This is a genomic window from Streptomyces zingiberis (assembly GCF_012034935.1).
Classification (GTDB): Bacteria; Actinomycetota; Actinomycetes; order Streptomycetales; family Streptomycetaceae; genus Streptomyces; species Streptomyces zingiberis.
On sequence record NZ_JAATEN010000013.1, the window covers coordinates 149,576 to 165,214 of the forward strand.

The following is a 15,639-nucleotide window of genomic DNA, read 5'->3' on the forward strand; positions in this document are numbered from 1 at the left end:
GCGAACGCCGCGTGGAACCTCGTGGGCGACGGCACCGCGGCGGCACCGTGACGGCCCCGCCGGGGCGCCCGGCACGGCGGTCCCCGCGGCGGCCGCCGGGGGACGACGGGTGACGGCAGGTCAGTGGCGCTCGGGTTTGGCGCTCCGCGACATCAGGTCCTTGAGGGCGACCATCGGCGGCTTGCCGTCGTGGACGATCTCCACCACCGTCTCCGTGATCGGCATGTCGACGCCGTGCCGCCGGCCCAGGTCGAGCACGGACTCGCAGGACTTGACGCCCTCCGCGGTCTGCTTGGTCGCCGCGATGGTCTGTTCCAGCGTCATGCCACGGCCCAGGTTGGTGCCGAAGGTGTGGTTGCGGGAGAGGGGCGAGGAGCAGGTGGCGATGAGGTCGCCCATCCCGGCCAGCCCGGCGAAGGTGTGCGCGTCGGCGCCCATCGCGGCGCCCAGCCGGCCGGTCTCGGCCAGGCCCCGGGTCATCAGCGAGGCCTTGGTGTTGTCACCGAGCCCCATCCCGTCGGCGATGCCCACCGCGAGGGCGATGACGTTCTTCACGGCGCCCCCCAGCTCGCAGCCGACCACGTCGGTGTTGGTGTAGGGGCGGAAGTACGGGGTGTGGCAGGCGGACTGGAGCCGCCGGGCGACGGACTCGTCGGCGCAGGCCACGACGGCCGCGGCCGGCTGACGGGCGGCGATCTCCGGGGCCAGGTTGGGCCCGGTGAGCACGGCGACCCGGTCCGCCGGCACCCCGGCGACCTCCTGGGCGACCTCGCTCATCCGCTTGGCGGTGCCCAGCTCGACGCCCTTCATCAGGCTGACGAGCACGGTGCCCGGGTGCAGCAGCGGCGCCCAGGCCCCGAGGTTGGCGCGCAGGGTCTGGGACGGGACGGCGAGCACCGTGAAGTCGGCGCCGCGCGCGGCCTCGCCGGGGTCGGTGGTGGCCCGCACGGTCGGCGGGAGTTCCACACCGGGCAGGTACCCGGGGTTGCTCCGGGTGGTGTTGACGGCGTCGACCGGTTCCCGGCGGCGGCCCCAGAGGGTCACCTCGCAGCCGGCGTCACCGAGCACCATCGCGAAAGCGGTCCCCCATGATCCCGTTCCGTAGACCGCGCAGCGCGTCACGCGCCATCTCCCTGTCCTCGCCGGTGTGGGCTGCCTCCGCCCGGCCCGTGCCGCTGTGCGCGGGCCCTGCCGTGATCGTAGAGCTCCCCGGGCACCGGTTCGCCCCGCACCTCGGCGAGGAGTTCCGTGATCGCGAGCATGACGGTCTCGGTGGCCTCACGCAGCACCTGGGGGTTGAGTTCCTGCCCGTAGTAGGCGGAGAGGTCCACCGGCGGGCCGGCCGTGACCCGCAGCGTCTTCCGGGGGAAGAGGCGGACCCGCTTCGTCCTGGCGTACGGCGGCACCGCCTCGTTGGCACCCCACTGCGCCACCGGGATCACCGGGGCCTTGGTGAGCAGGGCGACCCGGGCCACCCCGGTCTTGCCGTGCATGGGCCACTGCTCGGGATCGCGGGTGAGCGTGCCCTCGGGGTAGAAGGCCACGCACTCACCACGGTTGACGGCGTCGACGGCGGCGCGGAAGGCGCTGGCGGCGTCCGCCGATTCCCGGTAGACGGGGATCTGCCCGGTGCCGCGCAGCACGCTGCCGACGAACGGGACCCGGAAGAGGGAAGCCTTGGCGAGGAATCGCGGCACCCGGCCGGTGTTGTACTGGAAATGCGCGTACGAGATCGGGTCGAGCGCGGAATTGTGGTTGATCGCGGTGATGAACCCGCCGTCCGCCGGAACGTGCTCCGCCCCGCGCCACTCCCGCTTGAACAGGAGGAGGAGCGGCGGTTTCGCGATGACCGCGGCCAGGCGGTACCAGAAGCCGATTTTGCGGCGGGACACTCGGACACCCTCCTCGTGGGACCGTACTGCGCTGCGGGTGGGCAGCCGCACAAGTGTCGCCCCAGGGTCCCGCTCTGTCGAGGACACGGTAACCCCGGGGTCGAGCAGAGGTTCGGGCGCGGGTGAGAATGCGGGGGTCGGCACACCGCGCGAGGAAGGGACCGGGCGTGGAGTGGTCACTGGTGGTGCCGGTGAAGCCCCTGACCGTGGCCAAGAGCCGGCTGGCGGATGCCGCCGGCGCGGCGCTGCGGCCGGGACTGGCTCTGGCGTTCGCGCAGGACACGGTGGCCGCGGCGGTGTCCACCCCCGGGGTGCGCGAGGTGACGGTGGTCACGGACGACCCGCTGGCCGGCGCCGCGCTGTCCGGCCTCGGCGCCCGGGTGGTGCCGGACACGCCCCGCGCGGGGCTGAACGCCGCCCTGGAGCACGGCGCCCGGTCGGTACGCCGGGCACGGCCGGGGGCCGCCGTGGCGGCGCTCAACGCGGATCTGCCGGCGCTGCGGCCGGTGGAACTGGCGCGTGTGCTGGCCGCTTCGGCCGCCTTCCCCCGCGCCTTTCTGGCGGACGCGGCGGGCGCCGGTACGACGTTCCTGGCCGCGGCCCCGGGCCGGGAACTCGGCCCGGCGTTCGGCGGTCCGTCCCGGGAACGCCACCTCCGGTCCGGCGCCGTGGAGCTCACCCCGCCCTCGGTCGCCTCGGTACGGCAGGACGTGGACACCGGGGCGGACCTGCGGGCCGCCCTCCGGCTGGGCGTGGGTCCCCGCACGGCGGCCCTCACCGGGCGGCTGCTCATCGCCGACTGACACCGGCGGCCGTTACGCTGCGGCCATGCAGGCCACCGCGTACACCTATGACCCCGAGACCCGCTCCGGCAGCGTGCTCCTCGACGACGGGACGCCCGTGGAGTTCGACGCGGCGGCCTTCGACGCGGGCGGGCTGCGGCTGCTCCGCCCGGGCCAGCGGGTCCGCATCGAATACGCGGCGGCCGGGCCGGCGGAGGGGGAGGGCGGGGGCGGGCCCGGCGGCGGACGGCGCGTCTCCCTCGTCACCTTGCAGACGTTCTGAGTCCTGGGACCCTCCGGCCGCCCGGCCCGCCCCCCGTCGGCCCCCCTCCGGCCGGTTCGCCCCGGCCCGTTCGCCCGGGTACCGGGCGGCGCACCGGCCACGGCGTCCGCCCCGGGGCCGCGCCCGTCCGCTTACTCCCCGGGCCGTCGCGCCGGACACCGGCCGCCGCCGCGCCCCCGGCCGCTCCTCGGCGCGCCCCGCTCCGGCCACCGGCACCGCTCCCGCGCCCCGGGCTCCTGCGCCCCCGGCCTCCCGGAATCCCGGCCTACGGGAGGCCGTCCCCGGAGGCGACGGCCGAACCGGCGCACGCCGGGCAGCGGTCCCGCGTCGCGGCGCTTCCGCCACCGGTCCCGCGGGGTCCCCGTCCGGCGGCGAGCCGGGGCGCACCGCGCCGGCCCGGGTCCCGCACATGCCGCGGGCCGGGCTCGCAAGGAGCCCGGCCCGGCGATGGGGGGTACGGCTGCCGCCCTGCCCCTCGGTCGATCCGGCGGTGCCGGCCGGCCGAGGAGGCCGCTCACTTGGAGCGGGCGGCCGTCTTCTTCGCGGCGGCGGTGCGCGAGGTGGCCTTGCGGGCCGGCGCCTTCTTGGCGGTGGTCTTCTTCGCCGGTGCCGACTTCTTCGCCGTCGTCTTCTTCGCGGCGCCGGTCTTGGCCGCCGCCTTCTTGGTCACCGTCTTCTTCGCGGGGGTGGCCTTCTTGGCGGCCGTCTTCTTGGCCGTGGCGGTCGTCCGCTTGGCCGCGCTCTTCTTGGCGGCGGCCTTCTTCGCCGCGGCCTTGGTGGTGGTGCGGGTCGTGGCCCCGCCCGTGAGACTGCCCTTCGGCGCCTTCTTCACGGCCACCTCGCCTCCCTTGGGGAGCTTCTTGCTGCCGCTGACCAGGTCCTTGAACCCCTGGCCGGCGCGGAAGCGCGGCACGGAGGTCTTCTTCACCCGGACCCGCTCCCCGGTCTGCGGGTTACGGGCGTACCGCGCCGGGCGGTCGACCTTCTCGAAGGAACCGAAGCCGGTGACCGAGACCCGGTCCCCGGCGACCACCGCACGGACGATCGCGTCCAGCACCGCGTCGACGGCCTCGGCGGCGTTCTGCCGGCCGCCGAGCTTGTCCGCGATCGCTTCTACGAGCTGCGCCTTGTTCACGTCTTCCCCTTCGGAAACAAAACTAGCCAGCCCGAACCAGGCAGTTCGGGCGATTTCGCACGTTAGGCAGATATATACCGCAAATCAAAGACGAAACGGTCTAATCACCCTTGTGCCGCAATGAATCACGATCTTTACGCAGAGAAGGGGCGGCGTAATCGGCTGTCGTCGAGTTCCTGCATGAAGCGGTCCAGACGCCGTGCCGCGCGCGGGAGATCGTGTTTGGCCGCGGCCGTGATGGCGAGCAGCTTCCGGGAGAGCGCCATCCGTTCGCCCTCCGGGATACGCAGCGAGCGCACGCGGGCGTGCGCTTCCTTGAGGCGGCTCGCGACGAGCTCGTAGAGCTGGAGTTGGGCGTCGCGGTCCATGCACAGATTGTGCCATCTGAGGCGAGTTGTTACCCCGCGGGGCCGCAACCCGGTCCAGGGAAGAGGTTCGCACACCACCGCGCCCCCAGCCGGAAGGCGGGGGGCGCGGTGTGCCGTTCGGGTCCTGGCCGGGCCTCCCGCCCCGGCGGGGCGGGAGGCCGGGAACGGGCCGGTCAGACGAGGGTGGTGCGCGGCTTGAACGCGGGCCGGGCGCTCTCGTAGGCGGCGATGTCCGCCTCGTTCCGCAGGGTGATCGAGATGTCGTCGAGCCCGTTGAGGAGGCGCCAGCGGGAGTTCTCGTCCAGCTCGAAGGGGGCCGTGACGCCCTCGGCCCGCACCTCACGCGCCACGAGGTCCACCGTGATCGCGGCGGCCGGGTCCCGCTCGGTGAGCTGCTGGAGCGCGTCCACGATCTCCTGCTCCAGAACCACCGTGAGCAGGCCGTTCTTCAGCGAGTTCCCCCGGAAGATATCGGCGAAGCGGGAGGAGATCACCGCCTTGAAGCCGTAGTTCTGCAGCGCCCAGACGGCGTGCTCCCGGGAGGAGCCGGTGCCGAAGTCGGGTCCGGCCACCAGGACCGTCGCCCCCTGCCGCTCGGGCCGGTTGAGCACGAACTCCGGGTCCCGGCGCCAGGCCTCGAACAGCCCGTCCTCGAAGCCGTCCCGGGTGACCTTCTTCAGCCAGTGGGCCGGGATGATCTGGTCGGTGTCGACGTTGCTGCGGCGCAGCGGCACCGCCCGGCCGGTGTGCGTGGTGAAAGCTTCCATGGTTCCTCAGGCCTCCACGAGAGCCGGGACGTCGGACAGGTCGGCCGGCGAGGCGAGATGCCCCAGCACGGCGGTGGCGGCGGCCACCTGCGGCGACACCAGATGGGTCCGGCCGCCCTTGCCCTGCCGCCCCTCGAAGTTCCGGTTGGAGGTGGAGGCCGCCCGCTCCCCCGGAGCCAGCTGGTCGGGGTTCATGCCCAGGCACATCGAGCAGCCGGCGTGCCGCCACTCGGCACCCGCCTCGGTGAAGACCTTGTCCAGCCCTTCCTCCACGGCCTGGAGCGACACCCGGACCGAGCCGGGCACCACCAGCATCCGTACCCCCTCGGCGACCGAGCGCCCGCGGAGCACGGCGGCGGCCGAGCGCAGGTCCTCGATGCGGCCGTTGGTGCAGGAACCGACGAAGACGGTGTCCACGGCGACCTCACGCAGCGGCCGGCCCGGCTCCAGCGCCATGTACTCCAGGGCCTTCTCGGCGGCGTACCGCTCGCTGGGGTCGGCGAAGGAGGCCGGGTCGGGCACGGACGCCGAGAGCGGCGCACCCTGGCCGGGGTTGGTACCCCAGGTGACGAAGGGCGCCAGCTCGGCGGCGTCGATGACGACCTCGTGGTCGAAGACCGCGTCCTCGTCGGTGCGGAGCGTCTCCCAGTACGCGACCGCCGCGTCCCACTCCTCGCCCTGCGGGGCGTGCGGGCGGTCCCGCAGGTAGTCGAAGGTGGTCCGGTCCGGAGCGATCATGCCCGCCCGGGCGCCGGCCTCGATCGACATGTTGCAGATGGTCATCCGGGCCTCCATCGAGAGCTTCTCGATGGCCGGGCCCCGGTACTCGATGACGTAGCCCTGCCCGCCGCCGGTGCCGATCCGCGCGATGATCGCCAGGATGAGGTCCTTGGCCGTGACGTCCGGGGGCAGCTCGCCCTCGACCGTGACGGCCATGGTGCGGAACGGGGCGAGCGGCAGGGTCTGGGTGGCCAGGACGTGCTCGACCTGGCTGGTGCCGATGCCGAAGGCGAGCGCGCCGAACGCGCCATGGGTGGAGGTGTGGCTGTCACCGCAGACCACGGTCGTCCCCGGCTGGGTCAGCCCGAGCTGCGGTCCCACCACGTGGACGACGCCCTGCTCCACGTCACCGAGCGGATGCAGCCGGACACCGAAGTCCGCGCAGTTCTTGCGGAGGGTCTCCAGCTGGACCCGGGAGACCGGGTCGGCGATGGGCTTGTCGATGTCCAGGGTGGGGGTGTTGTGGTCCTCGGTGGCGATGGTCAGGTCGAGGCGCCGCACCCGGCGGCCGCTCTTGCGGAGCCCGTCGAACGCCTGGGGGCTGGTCACCTCGTGCAGCAGGTGCAGATCGATGAAGAGAAGGTCGGGCTCGCCTTCCGCGCGCCGGACGACATGGTCGTCCCAGACCTTCTCCGCGAGTGTCCGTCCCATCGCTTTCCCTCCGGCCGGCGGCTCTGCCGGCCCGTCTCGGCTGTCGTTGCCGTCCCGCGGTGATCCGCGGGCGGTTGCGCGACCTGGCGCCGCCGGGCGGCCGCCCGCCCGGAGCCCGGTGTCCGGCGGCCGTACCGCCGTCGTTTCCCCCGGGCCGCTTCCAACAGATTGGCGGCTTCCGGGGAAAAGTGAACTTGCGTTTCATACTCTGAGACGCGAATATCGAGCCATGGACAACTCTAGCGGCTCCAGCGGGGTCGGTGTTCTCGACAAGGCGGCTCTGGTACTGAGCGCACTGGAGTCCGGCCCGGCCACCCTCGCCGGGCTGGTCGCCGCGACCGGGCTCGCCCGGCCGACGGCCCACCGGCTCGCGGTGGCCCTGGAACACCACCGGATCGTGGCGAGGGACATGCAGGGCCGGTTCATCCTCGGACCGCGGCTGGCGGAGCTGGCCGCCGCGGCGGGTGAGGACCGGCTGCTGGCGACGGCGGGACCGGTGCTCACGCACCTGCGGGACGTCACCGGGGAGAGCGCGCAGCTCTACCGGCGCCAGGGGGACATGCGCATCTGCGTGGCGGCGGCGGAGCGGCTGTCCGGACTGCGGGACACCGTGCCGGTCGGCTCGACCCTGCCGATGAAGGCCGGTTCGGCGGCGCAGATCCTCATGGCCTGGGAGGAGCCGGAGCGGCTGCACCGCGGGTTGCAGGGCGCCCGCTTCACGGCGACCGCCCTGTCGGGGGTACGGCGCCGGGGCTGGGCCCAGTCCATCGGCGAACGCGAGCCGGGCGTGGCCTCGGTCTCCGCACCGGTCCGCGGGCCGTCCAACCGGGTCGTGGCCGCCGTCTCGGTCTCCGGCCCGATCGAGCGGCTGACCCGCCACCCGGGCCGGATGCACGCCCAGGCCGTCATCGACGCCGCGGGCCGGCTCAGCGAGGCACTGCGCCGCAACGGCTCCTGAACCGGGCCGGCGGCCGGCGATCCGCGCGGAACCGGCTCCCACCGTGAACCGGCAGGCCCCGGCGGTCCCGGCGCGCCGCCCGGGAGGAGGCCGCGAGCCGGCCGTGGGCCGACGGCGAACCGGGCATGCGCCGGCGACGAATGACCGCGGGCCGGGGCGGACGGAACGCGAGCGGCAACGGCCGGCACACGGGCAACGGCGGATCCGCGGGCCCCGGCGGGCGGAGCCGTGAGCCCACAACGGCAGAAGACCCCGCCGGGGGCGGGGTCTTCTGCCGTTTCCTGCTGTACCCCCGACCGGATTCGAACCGGCGCTACCGCCTTGAGAGGGCGGCGTGCTAGGCCGCTACACAACGGGGGCCTGCGAGTCCTGTGTTCATCGCCGGGAACGGCGGACACAGGCGTGATCGCGCTGGGCTACCAGGACTCGAACCTAGACTAAATGAACCAGAATCACTCGTGCTGCCAATTACACCATAGCCCATGGTATAGACCAGTACCCCCGACCGGATTCGAACCGGCGCTACCGCCTTGAGAGGGCGGCGTGCTAGGCCGCTACACAACGGGGGCCCTAGACGACCCGGAACCGGCCACCCGGGAGCTACCCGGAGGCCGATGCGGATCCGTACCCCCGACCGGATTCGAACCGGCGCTACCGCCTTGAGAGGGCGGCGTGCTAGGCCGCTACACAACGGGGGCAAGTCACTGCACACACAGGAGATCACCTGCGCACAAGAGAGTTCCGACGAGATCTCTTGCTGGGCTACCAGGACTCGAACCTAGACTAAGTGAACCAGAATCACTCGTGCTGCCAATTACACCATAGCCCACCGAAACGCAACCCCATACAGACTGGACGGGGTTTTGCCTGGTCGCGCTGTCCGACCGGATCTTCCGGCCCGGGCGGGCGGCGCAGGAAGAACATTACCCGATCGTGGACAGCGCTCCAAAACGGCTTCGCCGCGGTGGCGGCGCCCCCGGGCGGGCCCGGATTCCCGTGGGAGCGCCGGGGTCCGGCCCCACCCCACGGCAGCCCGCGGTCCCGCCCCGGGAGCCCCGCACGTCAGGCGGTGGAGACCCGCTCCAGCGCGATCTGAAGCCGGCGCAGCGTCTCGTCACGCCCCAGCAGTTCCATGGACTCGAAAAGCGGCGGGGAGACCCGGCGGCCGGTGACCGCCACCCGCAGCGGGGTGAAGGCGTGCTTGGGCTTGATGCCGAGCCCGTCCACCAGCGCCTCGCGGAGTGCGGCCTGAATCGGGTCCGGGGTGAACTGCCGCAGGTCCCGCAGCGCCGCGAGGCTCGCCTCCAGCACGGGCCGGGCGTCCGGGGTCAGCGCCTTGGCCGCGTCGGCCTCGTCCACCCGGAACTCCTCGGGCCGTACGAAGAGGAAGCCGAGCATCCCGGTGATCTCGCTGAGGACCGTCATCCGCTCCTGGGTCAGCGGCGCGGCGCGGGAGAGCAGTTCCCGCTGCTCGTCCGTCGGCTCCTCGCCGGGGAAGAGGAAGGGGACGAGCCGGCGGGCGAACTCCTCCGCCGGCAGCGCCCGCAGGTGCACGGCGTTGATCGCCTCGCACTTCTTGAGGTCGAACCGGGCCGGGTTGGCGTTGACGTCCGCCACGTCGAAGGCGGCGACCATCTCCTCCAGGGTGAAGATGTCCCGGTCCTCGGCGAGCGACCAGCCCAGCAGGGAGAGGTAGTTGAGCAGCCCCTCGGGGAGGAAGCCCCGCTCGCGGTAGAGGTTGAGCGAGGACTGCGGGTCGCGCTTGGAGAGCTTCCGGTTCCCCTCCCCCATGACATAGGGGAGGTGCCCGAAGCGCGGCACGGAGCCGTTGCCCACGCCGATGTCGGCCAGCGCGCGGTAGAGGGCGATCTGCCGCGGCGTGGAGGAGAGCAGGTCCTCGCCGCGGAGGACGTGGGTGATCTCCATCAGCGCGTCGTCGACCGGGTTGACCAGGGTGTAGAGCGGCGCGCCGTTGGCCCGGACGATGCCGTAGTCCGGGACGTTCTCCGGGGTGAAGGTGAGTTCGCCGCGGACCAGGTCGGTGAAGGTGATCGGCTCGTCGGGCATCCGGAAGCGGAGGATGGGGGTGCGCTCCTCCGCGCGGTAGGCGACGATCTCCTCCTGCGTGAGCGCGCGGCACTTGCCGTCGTAGCCGGAGGGCTTGCCCGCGGCGCGGGCGGCGTCACGCCGGGCCTCCAGCTCCTCGGCGGAGCAGTAGCACCGGTAGGCGTGGCCGGCCTCCTCCAGGCGGCGCGCGACGTCCGCGTAGAGGTCCGTCCGCTGCGACTGCCGGTACGGCGCGTGCGGGCCGCCCACCTCGGGGCCCTCGTCCCAGTCGAGGCCGAGCCAGCGCATGGCGTCCAGGAGCTGCGCGTAGGACTCCTCGGAGTCGCGGGCGGCGTCCGTGTCCTCGATGCGGAAGACGAGGGTGCCCCCGTGGTGGCGGGCGAACGCCCAGTTGAACAGCGCCGTGCGGACCAGGCCGACGTGCGGGTTGCCGGTCGGCGAGGGGCAGAAACGGACACGGACGGGGTACGGGAGGGGTGCGCTAGTCACGCTTGATCACCTTGTTGGTGAGAGTGCCGATGCCTTCGATGGTGACGGCGACCTCGTCGCCGACGGTGAGGGGCCCGACGCCGGCCGGGGTCCCGGTGAGGATCACGTCTCCGGGGAGCAGCGTCATCGCCTGGGTGATGTGCACGACGAGATCGGCGACGGAGCGGACCATCTCCCCCGTCCGGCCGAGCTGGCGCTGCTCACCGTTGACCGTGCACATGATGCCGAGGTCGGACGGGTCCAGCTCGGTCTCCACCCAGGGGCCGAGCGGACAGGAGCCGTCGAACCCCTTGGCGCGCGCCCATTGGTCCTCGGCCCGCTGGACGTCCCGGGCCGTGACGTCGTTGGCGCAGGTGTAGCCGAGGATGACCTCGTGGGCACGGTCCCGGGGGACCTCCCGGCACATCCGGCCGATCACCACGGCCAGTTCGGCCTCGTGGTGCACCTCCTGCGAGAAGGAGGGGTACGGGATGGGGTCGCCGGGGCCGCTCACGGCGGTGGAGGGCTTGAAGAAGGTGACGGGTACCCCGGGCACCTCATGCCCCAGCTCGGCCGCGTGTTCGGCGTAGTTGCGGCCGATGGCGACGACCTTGCTGGGGAGCACCGGGGGCAGCAGCCGCACCTGGCTCAGCGGCACCTTGCGCCCGGAGCGCTCGAACTCGGCGAACGGGTGGCCCTTGACGATGTCGAGCACGGGGCCGTCCGGGTCGGACGGCTCCCCTTCCACGACACCGAAGGCGACATTGCCGTCGATGGAGAATCTTGCGATGCGCACGGGAAGCCGCTGCCCCTCACTGTCACTGGCCGGAGACTGACGTCCCAGGCTAACGCCGCCCCGGCGGCGGACGGCCCATCGCCGGGGCCGGGACCCGCGCGGCGGGCGCACGCCCCGGCGGAGCGGTCCGCCCGGTGGCCGCCCGCGCCCTCCGGGCAGGCGCTCCACCCGGGTGGGCGGCGGACCGGCGGCGCGGCCGGCGCGCGGCGGCCTCAGGGGCGGCGGCTCAGTGCCCGCCCCGCCCTTCCGGGACCTCGGTCAGCACGGTGCGGCGGGGGTTGGCGGTGGAGGCGGGGAGGGCGTCGGGCTCCCGGGACTGCTCGACCACGGTCGGGCGCAGCTCGTCGGCGTCCTCCAGGTGCGCCAGCGTGGTGCGTCGGGGGTTCGCTATGGTGCGGAACATCATGGTCGTCTTCACCGGTCGTACGGTCCCTCGCGCTTGTCGTTACGGTCGTCCCTGTCAACGGGAAGGCTAGACGCGCGTTCCCCACTCCCGGCGGAACAAAGCCAGGGAGACCATGTGATTTTACTCACTTACACCGGCGCAAAAGCGCCATTCCGGGCGACGGCGCCGCCCTCGCCAATGGAGTACCCCGCCACAAAAAGGGTCATTCCGCCCGCCATACAGCCGGGCGGGACAGCGGTCACTCTCAGTCCAATCGTTGGCAATTGTCCGTTATCACTGACCACTCCCCCCACATCACGTAACCCTTCCCGCACGCACCGTCACTCATATGACATGGGCGTCCCCGCCCTTGTTGGAGATCCGCCACTGTGCTGGAATCTCACGGACCGCCGCAGGATCCGGGCCGGCGCGGCACCAACCGGCGCCTCAACGGCGCCACGCGGCGGTGTCCGAATCTGTCCGACGACAACCGGGGGAACGCGCCGGTCATCGACGACCACCCTGGGAGCCCAGGCCCCCACAACTCGCCCACCGCCCCACCCGCTCACGCGACGGGGCGCCCGGTCCAGAGGTTGCGACGCTAGTGCAGGGACGTTTCAAGAGGGATAGCAGCGCTGCGGCGGACCCGGAGCTGCACGGCGGGGCCGACCGCGGCCTGACGCCCGAGCGCGGCCAGGGCCCCGGAGCCACACCCGCCGACCAGGCCTCCGGCCGCACCTCCCGGACGGGACCGCAGCCGGGGGGCGGCGCCGAGGGTGAGCCGGACGGTTCCCGGCCCGCCTACACGGGCAGCCGGCTCGCCCTGCGCAACTGGCGCATCTCCACCCGCCTCGTCTCGCTGCTGGCCCTGCCCGTGGTCGCGGCGACGACGCTGGGCGCGCTGCGGATCGACTCCTCCATGGACGATCTCGCGCAGCTGGAGAACATGCAGCTGCTCACCGAGATGACCAAGCAGGCCACGGAGCTGGCCTCCGCGCTCCAGGAGGAGCGCGACCACTCGGCGGGCCCGCTGGCCGGCGGTGACGAGAAGAACGACGACGTCGTCTACCCGCGGCAGCAGACCGACCGGACGAAGCAGTCCTTCCGCGAGGCGACCCAGGACATCGAGGCCTCCGACGACGAGGCGCTGATCGGCGTCAACTCCTCGCTGGTCAACATCCTGAAGCAGCTGGAGCAGCTCAAGCAGATCCGGGCCAACGCCTACCAGGAGAGCGACTACATCGCGCTCACCGTCACCCAGTACAACCAGCTGATCACCTCGCTGCTCTCGCTCTCCCAGGACATGGCGCAGGCGACCAGCAACACCGAGATGATCCGCGCCACCCGCGCGCTCGCGGCGTTCTCCGCCGCGAAGGAGTACGCCTCCATCCAGCGCGCGATGATCACCGCCGCCCTGGCCCACGAGCCCAAGCCCCGGCTCGTCCCCAGCGACCGCATCTACGGTGAGAGCGCGCTGCTCAGCGAGGAGTCCACGCTCGCCCAGTTCAGCCAGATCTACGCCGGCAAGCAGACCACCGAGGAGCTGCTCCGCGCCCTGGAGGACGGCGGCAGCGCCAACATCATCCTCGCGGACAAGTACGCCGCCCGGATGCTCAAGCCCGACAGCCCGATCGCCGGCGAGACGCGCTCGTACAAGGACTGGTACGACCAGGACACGGCGAAGATCGACGAAATGGCGAAGATCGAGCAGACCCTCCTCTCCGAGATGGAGGACAAGGCGCGCGAGCTGCGCGCCGAGGCCCAGCGGGACGCGCTGATCAACGGTCTGCTCATCCTGCTGGTGCTGGGCGTCTCGCTGGTCGGCGCGTTCGTGGTGGCCCGCTCCATGGTCCGCTCGCTGCGCCGGCTGCAGGACACCGCCCAGGAGGTCTCGCAGAAGCGGCTGCCGGAGCTGGTCCAGCAGCTCTCCGAGGCGGACCCGCAGGACGTGGACACCTCCGTGAAGTCCGTCGGCGTGCACAGCCGGGACGAGATCGGCAAGGTGGCCACGGCCTTCGACGACGTGCACCGCGAGGCGGTGCGGCTCGCCGCCGAGCAGGCCCTGCTGCGGGGCAACGTCAACGCGATGTTTACCAACCTCTCCCGGCGCAGCCAGGGCCTGATCCAGCGTCAGCTCTCGCTCATCTCCGAGCTGGAGAGCCGCGAGGCCGACCCGGACCAGCTCTCCTCGCTCTTCAAGCTGGACCACCTCGCCACCCGCATGCGCCGTAACGGCGAGAACCTGCTGGTCCTCGCGGGTGAGGAGCCCGGGCGCCGGTGGACCCGGCCCGTCCCGCTGGTCGACGTGCTCCGCGCCGCGGCCTCCGAGGTGGAGCAGTACGAGCGGATCGAACTGAGTGCCGTGCCCTCGACGGAGGTCGCCGGCCGGGTCGTCAACGACCTCGTCCACCTCCTGGCCGAGCTGCTGGAGAACGCCACCTCCTTCTCCTCCCCGCAGACCAAGGTCAAGGTCACCGGTCACGCCCTGCCCGACGGGCGGGTGCTGGTCGAGATCCACGACACCGGTATCGGGCTCTCCCCCGAGGATCTCGCCGAGATCAACGAGCGGCTGGCCTCGCCGCCGACCGTGGACGTCTCCGTCTCCCGCCGGATGGGCCTCTTCGTGGTCGGCCGCCTCTCGCAGCGCCACGGCATCCGCATCCAGCTGAGGCCCTCCGACTCCGGCGGCACCACCGCCCTCGTCATGCTCCCGGTCGACGTGGCCCAGAGCGGCCGCAGAGGCGGCCCCCGGCCCGGTGGCCCCGGAGCGGGCCACGGCGGGCAGCCGAACGGCGCCGGTGCCGGAGCGGGCAACGGCCAGCAGGCCGGCGGCCGGCTGGCGGGCATGGCGCCCCGTGGCCAGATGTCCGGCGCGGCGGGCCGGCCCGCCCTTCCGGGCCGTGACGGGGCCCCCGCCGGCGGTCCCGCCGGGCCCGGTTCCCGGCCGGGCGGCCCCGGCACGGGCTCCGGCCCCGCGCACCCCGGCTGGGCCGAGGGCGGCCAGGGAGCCGGTGGTGCCAACCTCTTCGGCGCCGCGCCCGCGGGCCCGGCCCGGGAGCCCGCCTCCGCAGCCGACGACCCGTTCCGCCGTCCCGGACCGTCCCAGGACGAGGGACCGCACGGTCCGCAGTCCGTGGCGCCGCCCACCGGCGCGCCGCGGCAGGCCCCCGGACGCGGTCCGGCGCCCGCCGGGCAAGGGCCCCGTCCCCAGATTCCGGCGCGCGGTCACGCGGGTGAGCTGCCCGGGCCCTCGCGGTCCGCGGCCCCGGAGCAGCGCGGCGTCGAGGCGCCCGGCGCGGGCTGGGGCGCCCGCCGCTCCTCCGGCGACGACTGGCCCGGTGGCGGCGGGAACGCCGACGGTTCCCAGGACCGCGGCCCGTCCCACGACCCGTACGGCTCCCAGGGCCCCCGCGCTCCCCACACCTACGAGGACGCGCAGAGCACGGCCCAGTTCCCGCGCCCCGATTTCTCCGACCGGCAGGGACCGCCGCCCGGTCCGGACCGGCAGCCGCGGCAGGGCCAGGACACCGGTGCCTACCCGGCCGCCCCCCACAGCCAGGAGTTCCAGGAGCGCCAAGGCCGTCAGGACCGTCAGGACACCGACGAGACCACCCAGTTCCCGCGCCCCGACTTCGGCCGGCAGGCACCGCCGCCCGCCCCGCAGCGGACGCCGCAGCAGCTCCCGGCCCAGCCGCAGCAGTTCCCGGCCCAGCAGCGGCGCGCCGAGCCGGAGGCCCTGCCGCCGGCCACCGGCCCCGGGGACGGCCGCACCCCGCTCTTCGAGGCCCTCGAATCGGACTGGTTCCGCGGTATCCGCGGCGACCGGCCCGGCGAGGGCCGCCCGGCCGGGCCCCAGGGCGACCGGCAGAACGGCGGTCACCACGCCCCGGCCGGGGTGCCGCAGCAACAGCGGCGCGAGCCCGCCCTGCCCCAGCGCGACACGGGTGCCCCGGGTGCCCCGGGTGACGCAGGCGCCGCGGCCGGCAACGGCGGCCCCGCCGGCGCGGGGTGGCGCACCTCCCCCAACGACGAGCTGGGACGGCAGGCCGAGCGCGTGCGCCAGCCCGCCGCCGGCGGTCTCACCACCTCCGGACTGCCGCGCCGGGTCCCCCGGGCGAATCTCGTGGCCGGTACGGCACGGCAGCCGGAGAACGTCCAGCCCGGTCCGCAGGTCTCCCGGGCGCCCGCCGACGTGCGCGGACGCCTGACCAATCTCCGCCGGGGCATTCAGCAGGGCCGCCAGGCCGGCCACAACCCGGCGTACGGCGATCACGGATTTGGTCCCTCTTACCATCAGGAGCGTTAGT

At 73.3% G+C, this 15,639-nt stretch carries 13 protein-coding genes and 5 tRNA genes; 4 read left to right on the plus strand and 14 right to left on the minus strand.

Going from position 1 to position 15,639, the window contains the following annotated elements:
- Window positions 1-120: 120 nt before the first annotated feature.
- A complete protein-coding gene (locus HCK00_RS17715) occupies window positions 121-1,122 on the minus strand; it encodes an NAD(P)H-dependent glycerol-3-phosphate dehydrogenase (protein WP_168102952.1) in 1,002 nt (333 codons plus the stop codon).
- Window positions 1,119-1,892 (minus strand): lysophospholipid acyltransferase family protein, encoded by a 774-nt coding sequence (locus HCK00_RS17720; RefSeq protein ID WP_168102953.1) that lies wholly within the window; start codon window positions 1,890-1,892, stop codon window positions 1,119-1,121. Before HCK00_RS17720 ends, HCK00_RS17715 begins: the two co-directional genes overlap by 4 nt.
- A 167-nt stretch (window positions 1,893-2,059) precedes the next feature.
- On the opposite strand from HCK00_RS17720, the gene cofC reads away from it, so the two are divergent.
- Together cofC and HCK00_RS17730 are read left to right on the plus strand one after the other, a co-directional pair.
- A complete protein-coding gene (gene cofC, locus HCK00_RS17725) occupies window positions 2,060-2,695 on the plus strand; it encodes a 2-phospho-L-lactate guanylyltransferase (RefSeq protein ID WP_168102954.1) in 636 nt (211 codons plus the stop codon).
- 25 nt (window positions 2,696-2,720) lie between these two features.
- Window positions 2,721-2,957 (plus strand): hypothetical protein, encoded by a 237-nt coding sequence (locus HCK00_RS17730; RefSeq protein ID WP_168102955.1) that lies wholly within the window; start codon window positions 2,721-2,723, stop codon window positions 2,955-2,957.
- A gap of 514 nt (window positions 2,958-3,471) precedes the next feature.
- Here HCK00_RS17730 and HCK00_RS17735 read toward each other — a convergent pair.
- From HCK00_RS17735 to leuC, 4 genes are all read right to left on the minus strand, one after another.
- Window positions 3,472-4,092, minus strand: a complete 621-nt coding sequence (locus HCK00_RS17735) for an HU family DNA-binding protein (protein WP_168102956.1) — start codon at window positions 4,090-4,092, stop codon at window positions 3,472-3,474.
- A gap of 134 nt (window positions 4,093-4,226) precedes the next feature.
- Window positions 4,227-4,460, minus strand: coding sequence for an SCO5555 family protein (locus HCK00_RS17740; protein WP_168102957.1), 234 nt, complete (start codon window positions 4,458-4,460; stop codon window positions 4,227-4,229).
- 173 nt (window positions 4,461-4,633) lie between these two features.
- On the minus strand, window positions 4,634-5,227 hold the full coding sequence (gene leuD, locus HCK00_RS17745; RefSeq protein WP_168102958.1) for a 3-isopropylmalate dehydratase small subunit: 594 nt from the start codon (window positions 5,225-5,227) through the stop codon (window positions 4,634-4,636).
- A gap of 6 nt (window positions 5,228-5,233) precedes the next feature.
- Window positions 5,234-6,658 (minus strand): 3-isopropylmalate dehydratase large subunit, encoded by a 1,425-nt coding sequence (leuC, locus tag HCK00_RS17750; RefSeq protein ID WP_168102959.1) that lies wholly within the window; start codon window positions 6,656-6,658, stop codon window positions 5,234-5,236.
- Between the two features lie 229 nt (window positions 6,659-6,887).
- Between leuC and ndgR the strand changes: the two genes are divergently transcribed.
- Window positions 6,888-7,616, plus strand: a complete 729-nt coding sequence (gene ndgR, locus HCK00_RS17755; protein WP_168102960.1) for an IclR family transcriptional regulator NdgR — start codon at window positions 6,888-6,890, stop codon at window positions 7,614-7,616.
- Window positions 7,617-7,903: 287 nt separating this feature from the next.
- Here the strand turns inward: ndgR and HCK00_RS17760 are convergent.
- From HCK00_RS17760 to HCK00_RS17795, 8 genes are all read right to left on the minus strand, one after another.
- Window positions 7,904-7,976, minus strand: a tRNA-Glu gene (locus HCK00_RS17760).
- A 51-nt stretch (window positions 7,977-8,027) separates the two neighbouring features.
- Window positions 8,028-8,099 (minus strand) — tRNA-Gln (locus tag HCK00_RS17765).
- Window positions 8,100-8,112: 13 nt separating this feature from the next.
- Window positions 8,113-8,185: transfer RNA gene (locus HCK00_RS17770), tRNA-Glu, on the minus strand.
- A gap of 56 nt (window positions 8,186-8,241) precedes the next feature.
- Window positions 8,242-8,314 (minus strand) — tRNA-Glu (locus HCK00_RS17775).
- Between the two features lie 59 nt (window positions 8,315-8,373).
- Window positions 8,374-8,445: transfer RNA gene (locus tag HCK00_RS17780), tRNA-Gln, on the minus strand.
- A 233-nt stretch (window positions 8,446-8,678) separates the two neighbouring features.
- Window positions 8,679-10,172 carry a glutamate--tRNA ligase gene (gene gltX / locus HCK00_RS17785; RefSeq protein ID WP_168102961.1) on the minus strand — a complete coding sequence of 498 codons (1,494 nt, stop codon included), beginning with the start codon at window positions 10,170-10,172 and terminating at the stop codon, window positions 8,679-8,681.
- Window positions 10,165-10,947, minus strand: a complete 783-nt coding sequence (locus HCK00_RS17790; protein ID WP_168102962.1) for a fumarylacetoacetate hydrolase family protein — start codon at window positions 10,945-10,947, stop codon at window positions 10,165-10,167. Before HCK00_RS17790 ends, gltX begins: the two co-directional genes overlap by 8 nt.
- Before the next feature lie 226 nt (window positions 10,948-11,173).
- A complete protein-coding gene (locus HCK00_RS17795; protein ID WP_168102963.1) occupies window positions 11,174-11,365 on the minus strand; it encodes a hypothetical protein in 192 nt (63 codons plus the stop codon).
- A gap of 571 nt (window positions 11,366-11,936) precedes the next feature.
- Between HCK00_RS17795 and HCK00_RS17800 the strand changes: the two genes are divergently transcribed.
- Window positions 11,937-15,638 (plus strand): sensor histidine kinase, encoded by a 3,702-nt coding sequence (locus tag HCK00_RS17800; protein WP_168102964.1) that lies wholly within the window; start codon window positions 11,937-11,939, stop codon window positions 15,636-15,638.
- Window position 15,639 lies beyond the last annotated feature (1 nt).

What these genes read in the sequence shown, in the direction of transcription:
- leuC (WP_168102959.1), bottom strand. Translation starts at nt 6,658, where the DNA reads ATGGGACGGACACTCGCGGAGAAGGTCTGGGACGACCATGTCGTCCGG.
- ndgR (WP_168102960.1), top strand. Translation starts at nt 6,888, where the DNA reads ATGGACAACTCTAGCGGCTCCAGCGGGGTCGGTGTTCTCGACAAGGCG.
- HCK00_RS17740 (WP_168102957.1), bottom strand. Translation starts at nt 4,460, where the DNA reads ATGGACCGCGACGCCCAACTCCAGCTCTACGAGCTCGTCGCGAGCCGC.
- leuD (WP_168102958.1), bottom strand. Translation starts at nt 5,227, where the DNA reads ATGGAAGCTTTCACCACGCACACCGGCCGGGCGGTGCCGCTGCGCCGC.
- HCK00_RS17730 (WP_168102955.1), top strand. Translation starts at nt 2,721, where the DNA reads ATGCAGGCCACCGCGTACACCTATGACCCCGAGACCCGCTCCGGCAGC.